The organism is Paraburkholderia bonniea, from assembly GCF_009455625.1.
Classification (GTDB): domain Bacteria; phylum Pseudomonadota; class Gammaproteobacteria; order Burkholderiales; family Burkholderiaceae; genus Paraburkholderia; species Paraburkholderia bonniea.
The window spans coordinates 886,284-902,571 of the sequence record NZ_QPEQ01000001.1 but is presented as its reverse complement, the minus strand read 5'-3'; the positions used below and the strand labels follow the sequence as shown (position 1 = coordinate 902,571).

Sequence of the window (16,288 nt, the reverse complement as noted above, 5' to 3'; positions counted from 1 at the left end):
AAAATGCGCCGCATGAATCCGCCTACCAGCCAGAGCCAGAGTCAATCCCCGTCTGCCGTCGAACTCCATTTCAACTGGTCCGTCCGGGTGTATTACGAAGACACCGATGCGGGCGGCATCGTGTTTTATGCGAACTATCTGAAGTTTTTCGAGCGGGCCCGCACCGAATGGCTGCGTGCCTGTGGCATCAACCAGCACAAGCTGGCCAGCAAAGGTGACGCGCAGTTCGTGGTGTCCCGCGCAGCGCTCGACTATCGCGCCCCCGCCCGGCTTGACGACATGCTCACTATCGTGAGCCAGATTGCCCGGATCGGGCGCGCTTCGATCGATTTCATCCAGGAAGCGTGGCGTGATGGAGCACTGCTGACAACCGGCACGATCCGGGTTGGCTGCGTTGGGCGCAGTGCGTTACGCCCCACCGCGATTCCGCCGCCAGTCCTTGAAGCATTACGGCGCGGACCACCCAGCCACCGTACCGCAGAGTCAAGCGCCTGAACCTTGTCTGCTTTTCATGCGCCGCTCTCCACCAGCACCAGGCACCAAACACCAGGCACCACTTGATTCACGCAATCCACGTGCAACCCAGCATGGTTCGGCCAGCAGCCCAGCGGGGCTTTCCGTTTTTTTGCCACTCAACCGTCCCTCTCCCAGCCGGATACGCCTTTCCGGGACGTTATAGCGAAACTCTATGAACCCTACCCAAGATCTGTCGATCATCTCCCTTGTCCTCAATGCGAGCCTGCTGGCCCAGGCGGTGATGGCGCTGCTGTTGCTACTGTCGCTGCTGTCGTGGACCTTCATCTTCCGCAAATGGTTTGCGATCCGCCGCGCCCGGGCGCAAACCGAGCGCTTCGAGCGCGATTTCTGGTCAGGCGGCGATCTCCAGGCGCTGTATCAGAGCGCAGCCCACAATCGCCACACTATTGGCGCACTGGAACGGATCTTCGAATCCGGCATGCGTGAATTCCTGAAGGGCAAAGAAAAGCGCCTGAATGATCCAGGCGCGATTCTGGATGGCGCGCGCCGCGCGATGCGCGCGGCCTTCCAGCGCGAAATGGATGCGCTGGAAGCCAATCTCTCGTTTCTCGCTTCGGTGGGTTCGGTCAGTCCGTATATCGGCTTGTTTGGCACGGTCTGGGGGATCATGAACGCGTTTCGCGGCCTCGCCAACGTGCAGCAGGCCACCCTCGCCAACGTCGCGCCCGGCATTGCCGAGGCCCTGACGGCGACGGCCATCGGCCTGTTCGCGGCGATCCCCGCAGTGGTCGCGTATAACCGCTACGCGCACGATATCGACCGTCTTGCCATTCGCTTCGAAACCTTCATCGAAGAGTTCTCGAACATCTTGCAGCGCCAGGCGCAATAAGGAGCCCACGATGGCTGGTTCTTCCATGCGCAGCAGCCGTACGACACGCCGCGCGATGTCCGACATCAACGTCGTGCCGTACATCGACGTGATGCTCGTCTTGCTGGTGATTTTCATGGTGACGGCCCCGCTGGTCGCGCCAACTATCGTCAACCTGCCAACCGTCGGCGGAGCTGCGCCACAGCAGCAGATGCCCCCCGTCGTAGTGAATATCCGCGCGGACGGCAACATGAGCATCAAATACAAAGATGACGCTGGTGCGACGCAACAGGAAGATATGACCAGGGCAGATCTAAATAGCTTCGTGACGGATCGCCAGCAAACGCATCCCGATCAGCCCATGGTGATCGCCGCCGACAAAACCGTGAAATACGAAGCCGTGATGAATGTCATGTCCGAGCTGAAAGCACGTGGCGTGAAACGCGTTGGGCTCCTCGTCAAATCACAATGAACCGCAGGAATACCGACCTTCCGCTCCAGCCACCGCGTGAACGCGGCACAGGGCGCGCATTCGTCTTCGCGCTGGCCATGCACGTGCTGCTCGGATTTTTCCTGTATCACGGCATCCAGTGGCAAAACAGCACGCCTGCGGGCGCTGAAGCAGAGCTATGGAGCGAGATCCCGGACACCCCCACGCCGCGCCCGGTCCCGCCGCCTCCGGCACCGGTCGCCCCTGCACCGGTGCTGCCCGACGAAGACGCAGAGATCGCGCTTCAGCAGAAAAAACGTCAACAACGCGAAGCCGCGCGCCAGGCACAGCTTGCCGAACAGTTGCGCCAACAGCAGTTGCTGCAAGCTCAGCAGGAAGCTGAAGCCAAACGCCAGCAGCAACTCGCCGCCGATCAAGCCGCACAAAAAGCCGCAGCGGCCAAACAAAAGCAACTGGCAGAAAAACAGAAGCAGCAGCTAGCGGAGCAACAAAAGCAACAACAGCAGCAAAAAGAACAGCAGAAAGAAAAAGAGCAAAAGCAGGCCGAGCAGCAACAGGCCCAGGCCGCCGACGCACAGAAAAAAGCCGAGGCCCAGAAGGCCGCCAAAGCCAAGGCTCAGGCCGATGCCCAAGCGAAGAAACTGGATGAAGCACGGCGCGCGCGGCTCGCGCAGTTACGCGGAATGGCGGGCGGCGAAGGCTCAACCGGCAACGGCCTGGCAAAAAGCGGCAATGGCAGCGGCGCAGGCGGTAATGCTGCTTCTGCTGGCTATGCCGAGAAAGTTCAGCGGCGCGTGCGGCCGAACATCGTGTGGGCAGGTGACACTCAAAGCCTCGAAACCGTCGTTGCGGTACGCTGCTCACCCACCGGCACCTTGCTGAGCGCAACCATCACTCGTAGCAGCGGCAACGCCCAGTGGGACGACGCTGCATTACGGGCGGTGCAGCGCTCAGATCCGATGCCACTCGATACCAATGGCAAGGCACCTGCCAGCTTTACGATCACATTACGTCCAGCAGGATAGTGGCAGACCCAGTGGCACCCCGGCAGCAGCACCCGGGAACGAATCAGCCATTTCCTAGTCTGTCTCTGTCTGCTGGCGTAGCGTGTTGAAACAACTGTTTTGGGGGATTCACACAGCATGAGCTTGATGATTAGACTAGGCCTGCAAACACTTCTGGCGTCCTGCCTGATAGCAGCGGGCAGTGCCGCCAACGCGCAACTCAACGTCCTTGTGACTGGCGTTGGCTCAACCCAGTTTCCCATCGCGGTGGCGACCTTCGCCAATGAAGCCGCGGCCCCTCAGCAGGTCAGCGCAATCGTGCGCCAGGATCTGCAGCGCAGCGGCAAATTCACCAATATCGACGCTGGCACCACACCGGTCGCCGAAGGTGATGCGGTTGACCTGGGCAGCTGGAAAGCCAAAGGGGCCAATGCTTTCGTGTCGGGCAGCGTGAACCGGCTGGCAAATGGCCAGTACGAAATCCGCTTCAAGCTGTATGACACCGTGAAGCAGCAAAGCCTGGGTGGCCTGGCACTAGCAGGCCCCGCCACTGAATTGCGCGCCAACGCGCACCGCGTTTCCGATTACATCTACCAGCAACTGATGGGCGTGCGCGGCGTGTTCAACACCCGCCTGTCCTACATCGTCAAAGCAGGTAACCGTTACCAGTTGCAGATTTCCGATTCAGACGGGCAAGACGCCCGCATCGCGCTCTCCAGCCCCGAACCGATCATTTCGCCCGCGTGGTCGCCAGACGGCACCAAGGTCGCGTATGTCTCGTTCGAAAAGAAAAAACCGGTTGTCTATATTCACGACCTGCCCACTGGCCGCCGCATCGTGGTGTCCAACCAGAAGGGCAATAACAGCGCGCCTGCGTGGTCGCCAGATGGCCGCACCCTGGCCGTCGCGCTCTCCCGCACCGGCAATACCCAGATTTTCGCGGTCAATGTTGACGGCAGCGGCCTGCGCCGCCTGACCCAAAGCAGCTCGATTGATACCGAGCCCGCGTTCTCACCGGATGGCCAGTCGATCTACTTCACGAGCGACCGTGGCGGCGCACCGCAGATCTACCGCATGTCCGCACAAGGCGAAAGCGCGGGCGCAGCCCAGCGCGTGACCTTCAATGGCGCCTACAACACCAGCCCGCGCGTGAGCCCTGACGGCAAGCAGCTCGCCTATATCTCGCGCAGCGGCGGCGGCTTCCGGCTTTACGTACAAGACCTTCAGTCCGGCACAGCGACAGGCCTGACCGACACCACACACGACGAATCGCCCAGCTACGCGGCGAATGGTCAGTACCTTCTTTACGCCACACAGGTGAACGGCCGTGGCGTGTTAGCGGCAGTGTCGACCGACGGTCGCACCCGGCAGGTCCTGTCCGTTCCGGGCGGCAGTGTTCGTGAGCCGTCATGGGGTCCGTTTAGGCAATAACACAAGGAGAGTAAAAATGATGTCCAAACTACGCATCGCATTATCCGTACTGACCGTTAGTGCATTGGCCGCCTGCCATTCAGGAGTGAAACTCGACGACAACGCCAATAAAGGTGGCGCAGTCAGCACCCAGCCGAACCCGAACGCGGTCACCCAGGTCACGATTGACCCGCTGAACGATCCAAACAGCCCGCTGGCCAAACGCAGCATTTATTTCGACTTCGACAGCTACTCGGTTGAGGACAGCTATCAGCCGCTGCTGCAACAGCATGCGCAGTATCTGAAAAGCCATCCGGACCGCCGCGTGCTGATCCAGGGCAATACCGACGAACGCGGCACCAGCGAGTACAACCTCGCGCTTGGGCAGAAACGGGCTGAAGCCGTGCGCCGCTCCATGGCACTGCTCGGCGTAGCCGACTCGCAAATGGAAGCGGTGAGCCTGGGTAAAGAAAAGCCAATGGCAACCGGTCATGACGAAGCGTCATGGGCACAAAACCGCCGTTCAGATCTCGTTTATCAACAGTAACCCGCACAGGTGGCAAGCCGTATGACGTACCGTTTCTCCTGGCTGCGGATTACCGCAGCAACTTGCACCGCCAGCGCAACCCTGATGCTGGGCACGCCAGCTCATGCGGGCCTGTTCGACGACGACCAGGCCCGCCAGGCCGTGCTTGATCTGCGCGCCAGGACAGACAGTCTGTCCAGCCAACTGGCCGCAGCCCAGCGCACGATCCTCGATCAGTCCAACCGTCTTGACCAGTTGAACCAGCAGGTTGCGACGTTGCGCGGACAAAACGAGGATCTGGCCAACCAGCTCACCACATTGCAAAAGCAGCAAAAGGACTACTACGCCGACCTCGATGGCCGGCTGAAGAAGTTCGAGCCGCAACAGCAAACCGTGGATGGGGTGCAAGGCACCGTGCAGCCAGGTGAAACGGAAACGTTTAATGCGGCTTCGCAACAGTTCCGCAATGGCGAGTTCAAAAACGCAGCAGCATCGTTCCGCAGCTTTATCTCGAAGTATCCTCAAAGCCCCTACCAGCCCACCGCGCAATACTGGCTTGGCAACGCGCTGTATGCGCTACGCGACTACAAGGGCTCGACGGCGATGTGGCAAAGCGTGGTGAAAAACTACCCGCAGCATCCTCGTGCACCAGAAGCCTTGCTGGCGATTGCCAACAACCAGCTTGAGCAAGGGCAAAAAGCTGCGGCAAAGAAAACGCTGGAACAGCTAATCGCACAGTACGGCAGCTCCGAAGTGGCTCAGGCGGCACAGGACAAGCTGTCGCAGATCAAGTAGCAGCGGGCGGGCCTGAGGAGCAAAGGGCTGGTCGCATGCATCGTCGTGGTGCTGATGTCCTCGCCTCTCCATCCGTAAGGAGCATTGCGAGTGAAGATTTTTGCGATTAACTGGGTGGAATGAGTTGACAGATCAGCGAGCATATCGCTATAATTTCGTTTCTCTTTTGGGTCGTTAGCTCAGCTGGTAGAGCAGCGGACTTTTAATCCGTTGGTCACAGGTTCGAATCCCGTACGGCCTACCAAAGATACGAAGGGCTTACATGCTTGTGCATGTAAGCCCTTTTTATTTGCGCTGAAGCTCTGAAAATCGACGCTCAGAGAGCGTCCGCCCAGCGTTTCCCGTCCGCTCAATACGCTCGATTCAGCAGGCTAATGCCCAGAGCAGCACGTGAGTACTCGAAAGCCTCTGCCATGTAATGGCTTGCGCCAGAAGAGCTCCATTGCCTCAAGTTATCTTTAAGCATGTGCTCGCTGCATTCCTTGATCATCGCGTCGCCTCAACTGAAATCCTCTTTCGCGTAATGCGTGGACGCTCCGGTCCGATCCGCCAGCCCTCACATTTGCTACCTATCGGATATACGGCTATCGAATGCCCACGCACGCCCTCTCCAATCTGGCACACAAGCGCGATACCAAACACGACGAGACACCCTTCCCGCATATCGGCTATCCGGTGCTCACACGACCTAAATTCGCGTGCCGCGAAAGCAAACGGCACTAACTCTGTTGTCAAACAAATTAATAGCGAAACATCGCAACAATGGCCGTATTATCCTGGCGACTCAGAAAAATAACATCCTGAAGCAACAAAGGATAAAACGGCCATTTTAATTAAAAAAATAATACCAGCGTGGAGTTTTATCGCTCCATGCCGGGGGTTATTGATGAATTAATTTACTTCTTACCCCTGAGCCTGAGGCAGCCCCCCCACAAGCGAGAGAAGTTTGCTCGGCTCGCTAAATTTACAATTGTCTTCCATCAATGACAGGCCAGCCATATGAGAAATGTGCATTGTAATTAACACCCACACTTTCAATTTTGAATACTCTATTGCAAAGTTATTTTTCTTTAAATCATCAAAAATGTCATACACTCTTTTTTTCTTATCACCTGTATGTACAAAATCCAATTTTTCCTTCGCTTCAATTGCAGCATTCAGTTTAGTTTTCTGCAATTTAATATTTTTAATCAACTCACCTTTTTTATTCTTTAAATCACCAAGCCTAAGCGTCGCCACATGCAAACCAGTTATATCCGGTGTACATTTAGGTTTATTAAAATACCCTGGCTTTATGTAATACTCAAGAGACTTAATAAACTCACCATTCTCGGCAAGCTCATTTTCTAATTTACCAATCTCTCTCCGAATATCACAAACCTCATTAAAATTCTTTATAAGAATTTGAAAAACCGTGTTCAACCTGGAACGTATATCCTCGATATAATAAAATGCCATTTCCAACTTGACCTCCAAAGGCTTAATTTTAAATTCAGGAATTTTAATAAAATCCCCAAATACAAGCGGATTATCAAATACGATACGCGATAAATTCATAGCCCCACTATTGGATGAATTCTCAATAATGGTATTCACAAAACCTGATGCGCAACCCGCATTATTATCAAAAAATTGTTTAACATTTACCGCCGAAAGTTTTCTAAAAATACGTGCCACATCGCTATACAAATTCTTTTTATCTGAAAATTTCAATTCTTTAAGCTCTATCATTGTATTGACAACAATACTCAACGGGCCGTTTTTCTCAAGAGAAATCGTCGCATCAATACGTTCATCAAATTTACCCGGCGTACCCAGAATGCCTAAATTTTCGCGAATGTTTAAAATTTGACCCTCCGCAAATTTAAATCTTACTGCATCACTAGCATTTTTTTTCAACAAAAATTCTTTATAACCGTCAGCCAAAGAAAAATCCGGATCATTTCCAGCGACCGCCTTGCGTTCACCCGAACTCACCTGTTCGGGAGTGGTGATTGGATTACTCGCCTGAAAATTTGGCATACTATGGCGGCGAGGCAGGCTCTCGTTCGTACTGGCAGCTGAAATACCACCAGTATTCGGTACATCATTAATTTTCTGCGAAGATCCACTTGCAACACTACCCTGAGTAGTCAATGTCATATCAACCTCTATTAAATAATTTATAAAATAAACTACTGCTTCGCGCGGTCTGTATTTACAACATTAAAAACCCACTCATGTCAGGTCAATTTTCGACTGCGATAAAATTTTACCGCCGAATCCATTATCCCCAAACACCTGATTTTTAATCCAATACATATAGGCCAGATAATCAGAGATACGCCCTGTATTTTCCAAATACTGGCTTATCGCAAACTTTAACGGCCGGACAGCGAATCACCATGAACATAATTACACCATCCGCACCAAATTATAAAAATCGCTTTACGAAAATTGAAAATTACTTCAGCGCGACGTTTGAGGGCGTATTCGCAGAATTTTAAGTCTGTTAATTCACAAACCTCAGTGAATCCCGATACATTTTGATCGGGTAATCGATTAGCCTATTTTTACCATCAACGCTAAAATTATGTAATTTTTTCATACGATCATGATTAACAAAACTTAATATTGCTATACTGCTGAAAATTAACGGAATTATGTATTCAGGTTCGAAAACCAACTTATTTTGCAAAAAATAATCAAACAATTTATTTGCCACCTCTTTGTTCGTGCTGGTACTCACGTGTTTCATCGAATTTTTATCTGAAATCAGCTTCTTCAGCTCGACCTGCATTTTTTTAATTTTATCTTGCAACTCCGCAAGCCTGTCTTTGTGCTCGAGCTGACTCAGATTTTTATTTTGTGAAAAGATACCCCCAAGCCTGGAAAACATGCCAAAATCCTGGCCGCCATTAAGACTTTTAATCTCATTCTGATCATTTTCAATTTGGAATTGTTTTTCTATAATAGCATTATCCAATTTGACCACTTTCTCGTAAACGTTACCTAGTTCACTCCACATCTGATGATAAGCAGCATACACCTCCTTTAACTTCAAAAAATTTATTTGTTTATTATGATCTAAATTTTTTATCTCAAACGGTGGAAAATCAATAAATTTTTCAAATATATCTTTATGCTCAAATATAAAATGTAACAAACCTTGAGCACCAGGGTTAGCTCCAGAATCCGACATGTTCGAGACGATGTAGCCGACAATTCCCCACATTGCCTCAGGCTTTTTTTCAAAATAATTTTTCACTTCTGTTTTATTCATACTTCGAATCATGCTTCGAATCATGCTTAAACAACTCAAGACTTCATTATCATGATTTAATATCGGATTTTTAATAATATTTTCCAATGCAATCAATGCAGCAGGGCTCTGCGAATTCAAAGCAATAGCATTGGATAACAACGACGAACTCGCTACATCCCTGCTCTGATCAAGACTTTTCTTGTTATTTACCGATGATACTTGCGATCCTGACGGCTGATCATCAACTTCTGACTCGTTATTTTCTGAATTGACAGCGTTATTTGAGTTTTTATTGATATCAACCAAAAACTCCTGTTCCGTTTTTGATTGCTCCGGTTCCGAATGGTGAACAACTGAATCATTGGAAGATGGTAGTCCCAACGGAGCATCGCCACCAATATTTTCTTCTTTATTACCAATATTTTCGCCTTCATTGCCACCATTTTCGTCTTGAACGATATTGATAAACGACGAACTCGAACACAGGACTTCCTTGTTTTCGACATTATCCTTATTTTGATTATTTACATCTGCACTTTCGTCAGCAACGTTAAGCGACGAGCTGGATGAAGTATTTTCTTTATCTTTTGAATTATCAATATTTTCGCCTTGAGATGAGGACTGGCTCTGGGAAGAATATTCTTTTATTTCCTCCTCATTTTTCTGACTCGGTGCAGGTTGATTATTCGAGGAAATTTCATCTGAATTATTTTCTTCTCTCTGATCATCGTCAATTTTCTTCCCAGAGTTTTTCTCAGAGTGTTCTACAGAGATTTCCCCAGAAATACCACTCACAGTTTGAACCATCGGATAACCATCATTACGCCGCACCTGCCCATCCGTTGGAGCCAATGAATATCCACTACCATTATCATTATTGTTATTGTTATTGTTACCAGCAAGGCCACTATCAGCCTGCGGTTGATTTACCGCACCATTAAAAAAACTACCAAGCCCCGCACCAGACTTACTCATATCAACCTCACATAAATATTAAAAATCACCCTATACCGGGAAGCATTTAACAGCAAAGCCTGCCACCCCACCAATACCACAACCTTACATAACAAAATGCATAAACATCTAATCCACCGAGACAAATCAAAAACTGAAATACCGCGACTATCCAGATTCCCTTAACAGCCAAGTTACGTAAACCTGGACTCTTTTATCTGAATAATCATTTCCAAATTTAAGTAACAACAATATTGAAAAAGTTCCGCCAAATTACCAATGGCGAGAAAAATTTTGGACTTGCAGACCATCTAATTCGAATCGGGCTCTCAGTAATATTGTCAACCGCAAAAAAACAGATCCCACACGCGTCAGCGTCAAACTCAAAATTCACGGGCACCGCGGTAAACCAGGCATGCAATTTAACGCCGCATCTAATTACCTCCCTTACTCCGCAATTTCTTTCTTGCGATATAACTTCTAACATCGAGCTTTAACTCCAAAAAATCACGGGCTCCCGAATTCCAGGAACTTCCGGGGGGTAACTCACTGGCTATTTTCTCCAGCAAAACCATCGAATCATTCTCACCTGCCTTTATCTCTGGATTTGCGCCGTTCTTCAGCAAATATCTTGCATTGCTATAATTATTATTTTTCAGCGCAATAAAAAATGCTGTTTCGTTACTGCTTGACATTGCATTGATTACACCCCAGTCACAGTATTTAATTATTTCCTCCATATTCCTCAGGCTTTCGCTCTTCGCATCAGGCAAGCAGGCTGCCAGATGCAGCAGAGTATATCCATCACTTCCTTTTTCAGAAAAATCCAGATTCTGCTGATATCCAAGATGCAGCAAGTCTCCAAGAATATTGGAGTATTTTTCCAGGGAATCGTGATTTTTAAATGAATCCCGCAGAATCACATGAAAAATATTATCTCCGGCAGCATTTTTTACGGTCAGGCTGCCTCCGGCAATAGCATAGGCTTTGAGCGCTGTTAATTTTTCTGCAAAAAACTGAGCCGCAGCATTTTGCAGCGCATCGAGATATTTAAATACCAGTAATTTTCCAGATTTATCCACAACCGCAGGCGTAGATATTTTTTTATTCCAAATCTCCTGCTTACTGGCGCGAGTTTGATTTAAACCCGTTATAAGCCGGGGTACAGGATTGGTGCCAATGGATGCAACGTTATGGCTGGAGCGTTTGCCTGTCTGCCCAACTATGTCAATGCGGCCCATCGTCAATAACTCCAAAGTCATTCATTAAACAAAATCCAGGATAACCCACTCAGCTGATTACGCCCTCAGGCAAAGAAAGTAGTTTGCCGTTAAGTAACGGCCCAGCACCTCGCGTTCCTCGCTGACGGGGTTTATTTCATCCGGTTGGGTAATAGCGCGGCTCATCTACCAGTCTGAGCCCTGCCTCCGCACACCACGCACGTCCTTCGCCAAGTCATTCACACGCGCTACGCGAAACTGAAGTTTTTGCCCGAATGAGATAAATTCCCCTACCCTAGTGTCCCATCTGCCCAATCTGGACCAAGCCCTCGCATGACGAACGAAGTCCGAGTCGATCTGAATTTGCTGCGCGTTTTCCACGCGATTCTCGAAGAAAACAGTCTGACGCTCGCGGGCAACCGCCTTGGGCTGTCGCAGCCTGCTGTCAGTTATGCGCTGGGCCGGTTGCGGGCCATGTTCGATGACCCGTTGTTCGTGCGCTCCGGCAATGAGATGGTGCCAACCTCGGCCGCGATGGCGATGCGCGAGGCGGTGCAGCACGCCATGGTGGCGGCTCATGATGTGTTGCGCTTCACCGCGCCATTCGACGCCGCGCGAAGCAGCCGCACCTTTCGCCTGGCGCTGTCGGATATTGGTTCGCTGGTGTTTTTGCCGAAGCTGTGCGACCGGCTGGCCGTGCTGGCACCGGAGATCAAGCTGGAAGTGGTGTCGCTGTCGCTGCCGCAGGTTCAGGAAGCGCTGCGCAACGGCCAGCTTGACCTGGCGATCGGCAATCTGCCGGGCCTTAGGGACAGCACGCATTTCACCTCGCTGTTCCGCGAGGACCACGTGTGTATGACGCGCTGGCGCGCTGGGCTGCCGGGCCCGGCACTGCCACTTAGCCATTTTCTGGCGCTATCGCATTTGCAGGTCACTTCCACGGAAAGCGGCCATCAGCAGGTGGAGGACCACTTCATCGAACACGGCATTCAACGCAAGATCGTGTTGCGTGTGCCGCATTTCACGGTGGTGCCGGAGATTCTCGCGCGCACCGACTGGATCGTCACCGTGCCGCGCCGCATCGCGCCGGCGCTGAACCGTAGCGACGCATTCACGATTTATGAATTACCGGTGAAAACACCGGAAATCACGATCACCGCGCACTGGCATGAAAACTTCGAATCCAACGACGCTAACCGCTGGTTGCGTGCGCTTGTCAGCGATACGCTGCGCGAGGATCACGAGAACGGGATGGCCGATGGAATGAATTCAGGTTAAAAACTGGGTGCCCAGATTTTTCATGAAGAGTTTTCCCCTCCTACCTTCTTATATTCAAAAAAAATTCAATGCCGTAAGCAACGATAAACTTGAAGCGAAAACCACGGCACAGGATTTTTAAATACTGCCAATGCAATGCCGGGCATTTTCAATTTTGAAAATACCCGGTGTTATTTTATCCTTTCACGTCATTTAACTCGGGTTTACGTGTTAAATTTTCCCGCGCCGAATCAACGGCATCACGAATCAGCAGAGCAGCACTTATCACCCCCAGAGTATAAACAGCAACAAAACTTGCTACTCTGACATGTGGATTTTCTAAACTCGTACAAGCTACCCCTGCCAAAAAGGAAAATCCAAGTCCCGAGTATCCCAATAATTTATACATGTTCGAACGGCTGGAATTGCTTTCACCATATTGATACTGCGTCGATCGATTCTGGCCATTAATTTGCGTAACGCCGTGCCACTCATTACCTGGAACAGGATTATGTCCATTTCTCAAATTCAAACCATTACCAACGGAGCCAGTACTCATATAAAAATCTCCAATACAAATCAAGCTTGGTTAATTTTAATTTCTTCAAATTTAAATAGCTAAAACACCATTAACTGAAGATCCCTCAGGTTCTGCAAGTCAAAATTTCACTGAGCCATGTCTAACGGCCATGCCACGTAGAGATAGTCACATTTGCTCATGCTGAGTAACAACCCACGCCTGACCGTTCCAATAAGCGCCAAACTTCGATAACACCCACTCAGTGCGCTCGATCCGCGCCTTACTTTTTCTCAAGGCCCTGCCTTTTATTGAGAATGTCGTGATTCACGGTTTCAATTATTTTTCTTAAAAATCCTGGCCCGCGCTCTGGCAAACGAGGCAAAGACCCTCCGATCACGATTTTTACCACAGCGCCGACGCTCATTTTTTTAGCACCCAACCCGCCAGCCCCCCCGTCTTCTTTCTCATTTTCAAAATGGACATAAGATTTTTTATCTGAATTGACTGGCCTACTCATGATTTCTCCCGACGCAGCGATAAATTAAAATTCAACCGATATCACACCGGCATAACCCGCAGCATTGCTTTCACATATACGCAAACAACAACCCCGGGTTAAACCAGTTTCTGTATTTTAAAAATTAATTTTTACATTTGCCGCGCCTCCACTTGCCATCTTAGCCGCGCCAAATCATCCTCATTAAATATACAATTTCCCTCCGCATCACGGGCCTTCGGTAATTTGATATTTTTAATATTTTCATGAATTGATCTGGAAATCAGCAGCAGCGAAAGGTGAGGCAACGAGGGCAGAAGCTTTATGAGCTGGATAAATAGCACGTGGCCTTGCTCTGTATCTTCAGGAAACTGCAATGGCCCAAGCTGAATCGTTCCCAAATTTTGCATACTGGCCATAATTTTTGTCAGGCTGGCAATACTGCCTGGAGTGCTGATATCACAATGATTCAAAACCAGCTCCATAACAGGTGAAATTTTCAATTCTGGAATTATGCTCGGCAAACAGTCGGAATTCCGAAATTCAAAGCGCTTCAAGTTTTCGATCTGCAAAAACTCCAGCGCGGAATTCAGGCCTGGCCTGAATTCCACACCGCCTATAGAAAAATTTATTTCAAATTCGAATTTTTCACGGTATTTTTTCGCCAGATTAATAATCTTCTTATTGATTTCATTACATGCATCATCAATATCACTAAAGGTATAATCCAGCTCGATTGACAAAGTCTTTTTTTCGTTTGACTTGACTGCTTCATCGACCCTGAGTTCCAGCACACTTAAAACTTCGCTTAAGTAACCTCTCAGTGAGCTCTTGCCGGCACGCCGGACCGTAATGTGATCGTGTTTATCGTAGATCTCATTAATTATCCGGTTAAATTCCATGATATTTTTATTTTCGTAACACCGCAGTGCATTACAAAACAATTTATCGCACCCTGGAATTTTTTCCGGAACCTCAATCGCGCTGGCGTTATTTATTACTTTGCTACTTCTGATTTCACTGAGATGGCCATGAGATTTTGACCTACTTATAGCCGGCCTGATTTTTTTCTGTCCGCTGCCACTTTCAAAATCAACGTTTTTTCCACCAAAAACACCACCAATCAGACTGCCGCCTTTATTAATAACGCGCGCTATCCTATCGGTCAAAAAAAACGTTACCGACTTATCCTTAATTCCTAAATCATTCATGATCTTCAAATTCAAATTATTACAAATTCAAAAAATCTGGCTAACTTGTTCAGCAGATTTTTCAAAGGCGGAGGCTTTGCCTGAAGTACGCCGCGACAGCGGCCTCGAACAGCCAAAGCGTTAGGCGGTGTGGCATCAGGTGCCTCTTGGTAACAATCACAGGCACTTGGTTCGCTAAAAGGGGCGGAAAAGACGTCCGGCCCCGCTGGGCCGTAGGCGTTCCCGCTGGCCGGTGACGCTGTGCGGGGTTTGACCACCCCGCGCGGCTGGCAGGCCTCACGCGCGCTGGGCCGTGCCCGTGCCAGTCTGCGTACCGCTGAACATGTGCTCACGGCAACGATGAAGCAACAAGCAAAACCGCCAGTAAAAATGAACTGTTTACACGTGGCTGTTACCAAGTAAGGGCTGCAGCGTAATTTGCTGCTTTTACAGACAAAACCGGCTGTTTCCTTGTTTTTACTTTTGAATCAGAAATATCATGACTACCGAGTTTTATTTTTTTTCAAGAATTCCTCCAGTTCCTTTAAAAACAGCGCAACCCAGCAACTCGGTAGTACCAGCCGAGACCAACGGAACATTTTCACAGCCGAAGCTAGTACCACCGAAAGGCAACCATCCCGGTATCCAACCGCAGGTGAGTGCCGGCAGATTACCGTCCGTATCTATCGCCGATACCAGCGGCATGACGGCCAAGGTCAAAGAAAAAGCGCTAGCGTTTCAAACTATTGCAGAACATCTCTGCGCCAAAACAAATCATAAAAGCGCAGCGATTCAAGATGCGCTAACAAAAATAGGTGTTTTTACTAATATCGACCAACTCAACTCAATTTTCCATCAAGATCCGGTTAGCCTGGAAGCAAGTAACGAAGCAGCTCTCAAACAAGGCTTATTGGCAAGCATGGGGATCATGCTTTCCGAAGAGCAAATAAATGTGCTCAAGGATTTTCCAAAACCTATAGACGAATTTAAAGATCAAGCATCGTTTGATTTTTTTGCGAAGCAACTCAGTATCCGCGCTATTGAAAAAGAAATAACTACTATCAAAAACCAGTTGAAAACCGGGAATTTTCCAACCCATCAAAAGCAATTAACAAACAAGCTTCAAGAATTACAACAGAGTCTCGCCATACTGCAACCAACACTCGAAGAACAACAACAATCCGCCGTGGCCGAATCGCTGCAGGAAATCACTACAGCGTTAAAAAGGTCAGGCTGGAGCAGACAAATAAATAATGGCGGCACCACTCTCGCGGGGAAAACTGCCAATAATTGCGCGCTTTACGCCACTATTCATCCGCTGTTAATAGCGCTGTCCGCTAACAACGCATTGAGTACAAAAATCTCGCCGGAAGAACTCGACCTTCAATTTATTGGCACGCACGTTCAAAATATCCGGACGCAGATCGACGCGTACAACGAAAAACGGACGCAAGACGCTAAAAGCACCGGAATCCCCGTTAGCCAGAAAGGCGAACGTCTCGGCCTCATGAGCTCAGAAAACAACCAGATCCCGAGGTTTATCAGCGAGTACTTCGGCGTGCCGGTAGCGATCGTTCTGCTCGAACCATTCACGACGCTGAATAGCCCGGAGCACATCAATCCTAATTATCCGTATGAGATCGCTCCGGTCGGGCACTTCCCTTCGACAACCGACCTCGAGCAGGAGCAAGAGCACATAACACTTTATGTGCTCGACACTCAAGGACATTACGAGGGGCTGATCCCAGGCCCAGGGGCCCGGTCTCTTTTCCCTCCGTCATCCCCACACCCGGCACTGCAAGCCTGAAGCGCACCCTCCGCGCTGTGGCGTCGGGTGACGCCCAGCGCACGCTGGGTCTTCAAAGGTCTTCAAGTG

General features: G+C 49.8%; 16 protein-coding genes and 1 tRNA gene. 11 read left to right on the top strand and 6 right to left on the bottom strand.

Annotated features, from left to right (window positions below):
• The first annotated feature begins 3 nt into the window (after positions 1 to 3).
• From ybgC to GH656_RS18145, 9 genes are all read left to right on the top strand, one after another.
• Positions 4 to 495 carry a tol-pal system-associated acyl-CoA thioesterase gene (gene ybgC, locus GH656_RS03975; RefSeq protein ID WP_153074688.1) on the top strand — a complete coding sequence of 164 codons (492 nt, stop codon included), beginning with the start codon at positions 4 to 6 and terminating at the stop codon, positions 493 to 495.
• A 193-nt stretch (positions 496 to 688) separates the two neighbouring features.
• The gene (gene tolQ, locus GH656_RS03970) at positions 689 to 1,366 is read left to right on the top strand and encodes a protein TolQ (RefSeq protein WP_153074687.1); all 678 of its coding nucleotides are present in this window, start codon (positions 689 to 691) and stop codon (positions 1,364 to 1,366) included.
• Between the two features lie 10 nt (positions 1,367 to 1,376).
• Positions 1,377 to 1,817 (top strand): protein TolR, encoded by a 441-nt coding sequence (tolR, locus tag GH656_RS03965; RefSeq protein ID WP_153074686.1) that lies wholly within the window; start codon positions 1,377 to 1,379, stop codon positions 1,815 to 1,817.
• Complete coding sequence (gene tolA / locus GH656_RS03960; protein ID WP_153074685.1) at positions 1,814 to 2,821, top strand: cell envelope integrity protein TolA; 1,008 nt, start codon at positions 1,814 to 1,816, stop codon at positions 2,819 to 2,821. Before tolR ends, tolA begins: the two co-directional genes overlap by 4 nt.
• A gap of 117 nt (positions 2,822 to 2,938) precedes the next feature.
• Entirely contained in the window at positions 2,939 to 4,231 is a 1,293-nt protein-coding gene (tolB, locus tag GH656_RS03955; RefSeq protein WP_153074684.1) for a Tol-Pal system beta propeller repeat protein TolB, read from the top strand.
• A gap of 16 nt (positions 4,232 to 4,247) precedes the next feature.
• A complete protein-coding gene (gene pal, locus GH656_RS03950) occupies positions 4,248 to 4,757 on the top strand; it encodes a peptidoglycan-associated lipoprotein Pal (protein WP_153074683.1) in 510 nt (169 codons plus the stop codon).
• Between the two features lie 21 nt (positions 4,758 to 4,778).
• Positions 4,779 to 5,531 (top strand): tol-pal system protein YbgF, encoded by a 753-nt coding sequence (ybgF, locus tag GH656_RS03945; protein ID WP_153074682.1) that lies wholly within the window; start codon positions 4,779 to 4,781, stop codon positions 5,529 to 5,531.
• 168 nt (positions 5,532 to 5,699) lie between these two features.
• Positions 5,700 to 5,775: transfer RNA gene (locus GH656_RS03940), tRNA-Lys, on the top strand.
• Between the two features lie 347 nt (positions 5,776 to 6,122).
• The gene (locus GH656_RS18145; protein ID WP_281349634.1) at positions 6,123 to 6,254 is read left to right on the top strand and encodes a hypothetical protein; all 132 of its coding nucleotides are present in this window, start codon (positions 6,123 to 6,125) and stop codon (positions 6,252 to 6,254) included.
• 180 nt (positions 6,255 to 6,434) lie between these two features.
• On the opposite strand, the gene GH656_RS03935 is transcribed toward GH656_RS18145, so the two are convergent.
• The 3 genes from GH656_RS03935 to GH656_RS03925 all read right to left on the bottom strand — a co-directional run bounded on the left by GH656_RS03935 (position 6,435) and on the right by GH656_RS03925 (position 10,970).
• Positions 6,435 to 7,673 carry a hypothetical protein gene (locus GH656_RS03935; protein ID WP_153074681.1) on the bottom strand — a complete coding sequence of 413 codons (1,239 nt, stop codon included), beginning with the start codon at positions 7,671 to 7,673 and terminating at the stop codon, positions 6,435 to 6,437.
• Between the two features lie 349 nt (positions 7,674 to 8,022).
• Positions 8,023 to 9,750, bottom strand: a complete 1,728-nt coding sequence (locus tag GH656_RS03930; RefSeq protein ID WP_153074680.1) for a hypothetical protein — start codon at positions 9,748 to 9,750, stop codon at positions 8,023 to 8,025.
• Between the two features lie 413 nt (positions 9,751 to 10,163).
• Entirely contained in the window at positions 10,164 to 10,970 is an 807-nt protein-coding gene (locus GH656_RS03925; protein ID WP_153074679.1) for an ankyrin repeat domain-containing protein, read from the bottom strand.
• Between the two features lie 312 nt (positions 10,971 to 11,282).
• On the opposite strand from GH656_RS03925, the gene GH656_RS03920 reads away from it, so the two are divergent.
• Positions 11,283 to 12,227 (top strand): LysR family transcriptional regulator, encoded by a 945-nt coding sequence (locus tag GH656_RS03920; RefSeq protein ID WP_153074678.1) that lies wholly within the window; start codon positions 11,283 to 11,285, stop codon positions 12,225 to 12,227.
• A 175-nt stretch (positions 12,228 to 12,402) separates the two neighbouring features.
• Here GH656_RS03920 and GH656_RS03915 read toward each other — a convergent pair whose 3' ends face one another.
• The 3 genes from GH656_RS03915 to GH656_RS03905 all read right to left on the bottom strand — a co-directional run bounded on the left by GH656_RS03915 (position 12,403) and on the right by GH656_RS03905 (position 14,433).
• Positions 12,403 to 12,765: a hypothetical protein gene (locus GH656_RS03915; protein WP_153074677.1), complete on the bottom strand. Its 363-nt coding sequence runs from the start codon at positions 12,763 to 12,765 to the stop codon at positions 12,403 to 12,405.
• A gap of 241 nt (positions 12,766 to 13,006) precedes the next feature.
• Entirely contained in the window at positions 13,007 to 13,243 is a 237-nt protein-coding gene (locus tag GH656_RS03910; RefSeq protein WP_153074676.1) for a hypothetical protein, read from the bottom strand.
• Between the two features lie 131 nt (positions 13,244 to 13,374).
• On the bottom strand, positions 13,375 to 14,433 hold the full coding sequence (locus GH656_RS03905) for a hypothetical protein (RefSeq protein ID WP_153074675.1): 1,059 nt from the start codon (positions 14,431 to 14,433) through the stop codon (positions 13,375 to 13,377).
• Between the two features lie 478 nt (positions 14,434 to 14,911).
• On the opposite strand from GH656_RS03905, the gene GH656_RS03900 reads away from it, so the two are divergent.
• Complete coding sequence (locus GH656_RS03900; protein ID WP_153074674.1) at positions 14,912 to 16,219, top strand: hypothetical protein; 1,308 nt, start codon at positions 14,912 to 14,914, stop codon at positions 16,217 to 16,219.
• The last annotated feature ends 69 nt before the right edge of the window (positions 16,220 to 16,288 follow it).

Bases quoted from the DNA above. Each gene is read 5' to 3' on its own strand.
- ybgC (WP_153074688.1), top strand. From the start codon at position 4: ATGCGCCGCATGAATCCGCCTACCAGCCAGAGCCAGAGTCAATCCCCG.
- GH656_RS03925 (WP_153074679.1), bottom strand. From the start codon at position 10,970: ATGGGCCGCATTGACATAGTTGGGCAGACAGGCAAACGCTCCAGCCAT.
- GH656_RS18145 (WP_281349634.1), top strand. From the start codon at position 6,123: ATGCCCACGCACGCCCTCTCCAATCTGGCACACAAGCGCGATACCAAA.
- GH656_RS03905 (WP_153074675.1), bottom strand. From the start codon at position 14,433: ATGAATGATTTAGGAATTAAGGATAAGTCGGTAACGTTTTTTTTGACC.
- GH656_RS03920 (WP_153074678.1), top strand. From the start codon at position 11,283: ATGACGAACGAAGTCCGAGTCGATCTGAATTTGCTGCGCGTTTTCCAC.
- GH656_RS03900 (WP_153074674.1), top strand. From the start codon at position 14,912: ATGACTACCGAGTTTTATTTTTTTTCAAGAATTCCTCCAGTTCCTTTA.
- tolB (WP_153074684.1), top strand. From the start codon at position 2,939: ATGAGCTTGATGATTAGACTAGGCCTGCAAACACTTCTGGCGTCCTGC.
- GH656_RS03930 (WP_153074680.1), bottom strand. From the start codon at position 9,750: ATGAGTAAGTCTGGTGCGGGGCTTGGTAGTTTTTTTAATGGTGCGGTA.
- ybgF (WP_153074682.1), top strand. From the start codon at position 4,779: ATGACGTACCGTTTCTCCTGGCTGCGGATTACCGCAGCAACTTGCACC.
- tolA (WP_153074685.1), top strand. From the start codon at position 1,814: ATGAACCGCAGGAATACCGACCTTCCGCTCCAGCCACCGCGTGAACGC.
- GH656_RS03910 (WP_153074676.1), bottom strand. From the start codon at position 13,243: ATGAGTAGGCCAGTCAATTCAGATAAAAAATCTTATGTCCATTTTGAA.
- pal (WP_153074683.1), top strand. From the start codon at position 4,248: ATGATGTCCAAACTACGCATCGCATTATCCGTACTGACCGTTAGTGCA.
- GH656_RS03935 (WP_153074681.1), bottom strand. From the start codon at position 7,673: ATGACATTGACTACTCAGGGTAGTGTTGCAAGTGGATCTTCGCAGAAA.
- tolQ (WP_153074687.1), top strand. From the start codon at position 689: ATGAACCCTACCCAAGATCTGTCGATCATCTCCCTTGTCCTCAATGCG.
- GH656_RS03915 (WP_153074677.1), bottom strand. From the start codon at position 12,765: ATGAGTACTGGCTCCGTTGGTAATGGTTTGAATTTGAGAAATGGACAT.
- tolR (WP_153074686.1), top strand. From the start codon at position 1,377: ATGGCTGGTTCTTCCATGCGCAGCAGCCGTACGACACGCCGCGCGATG.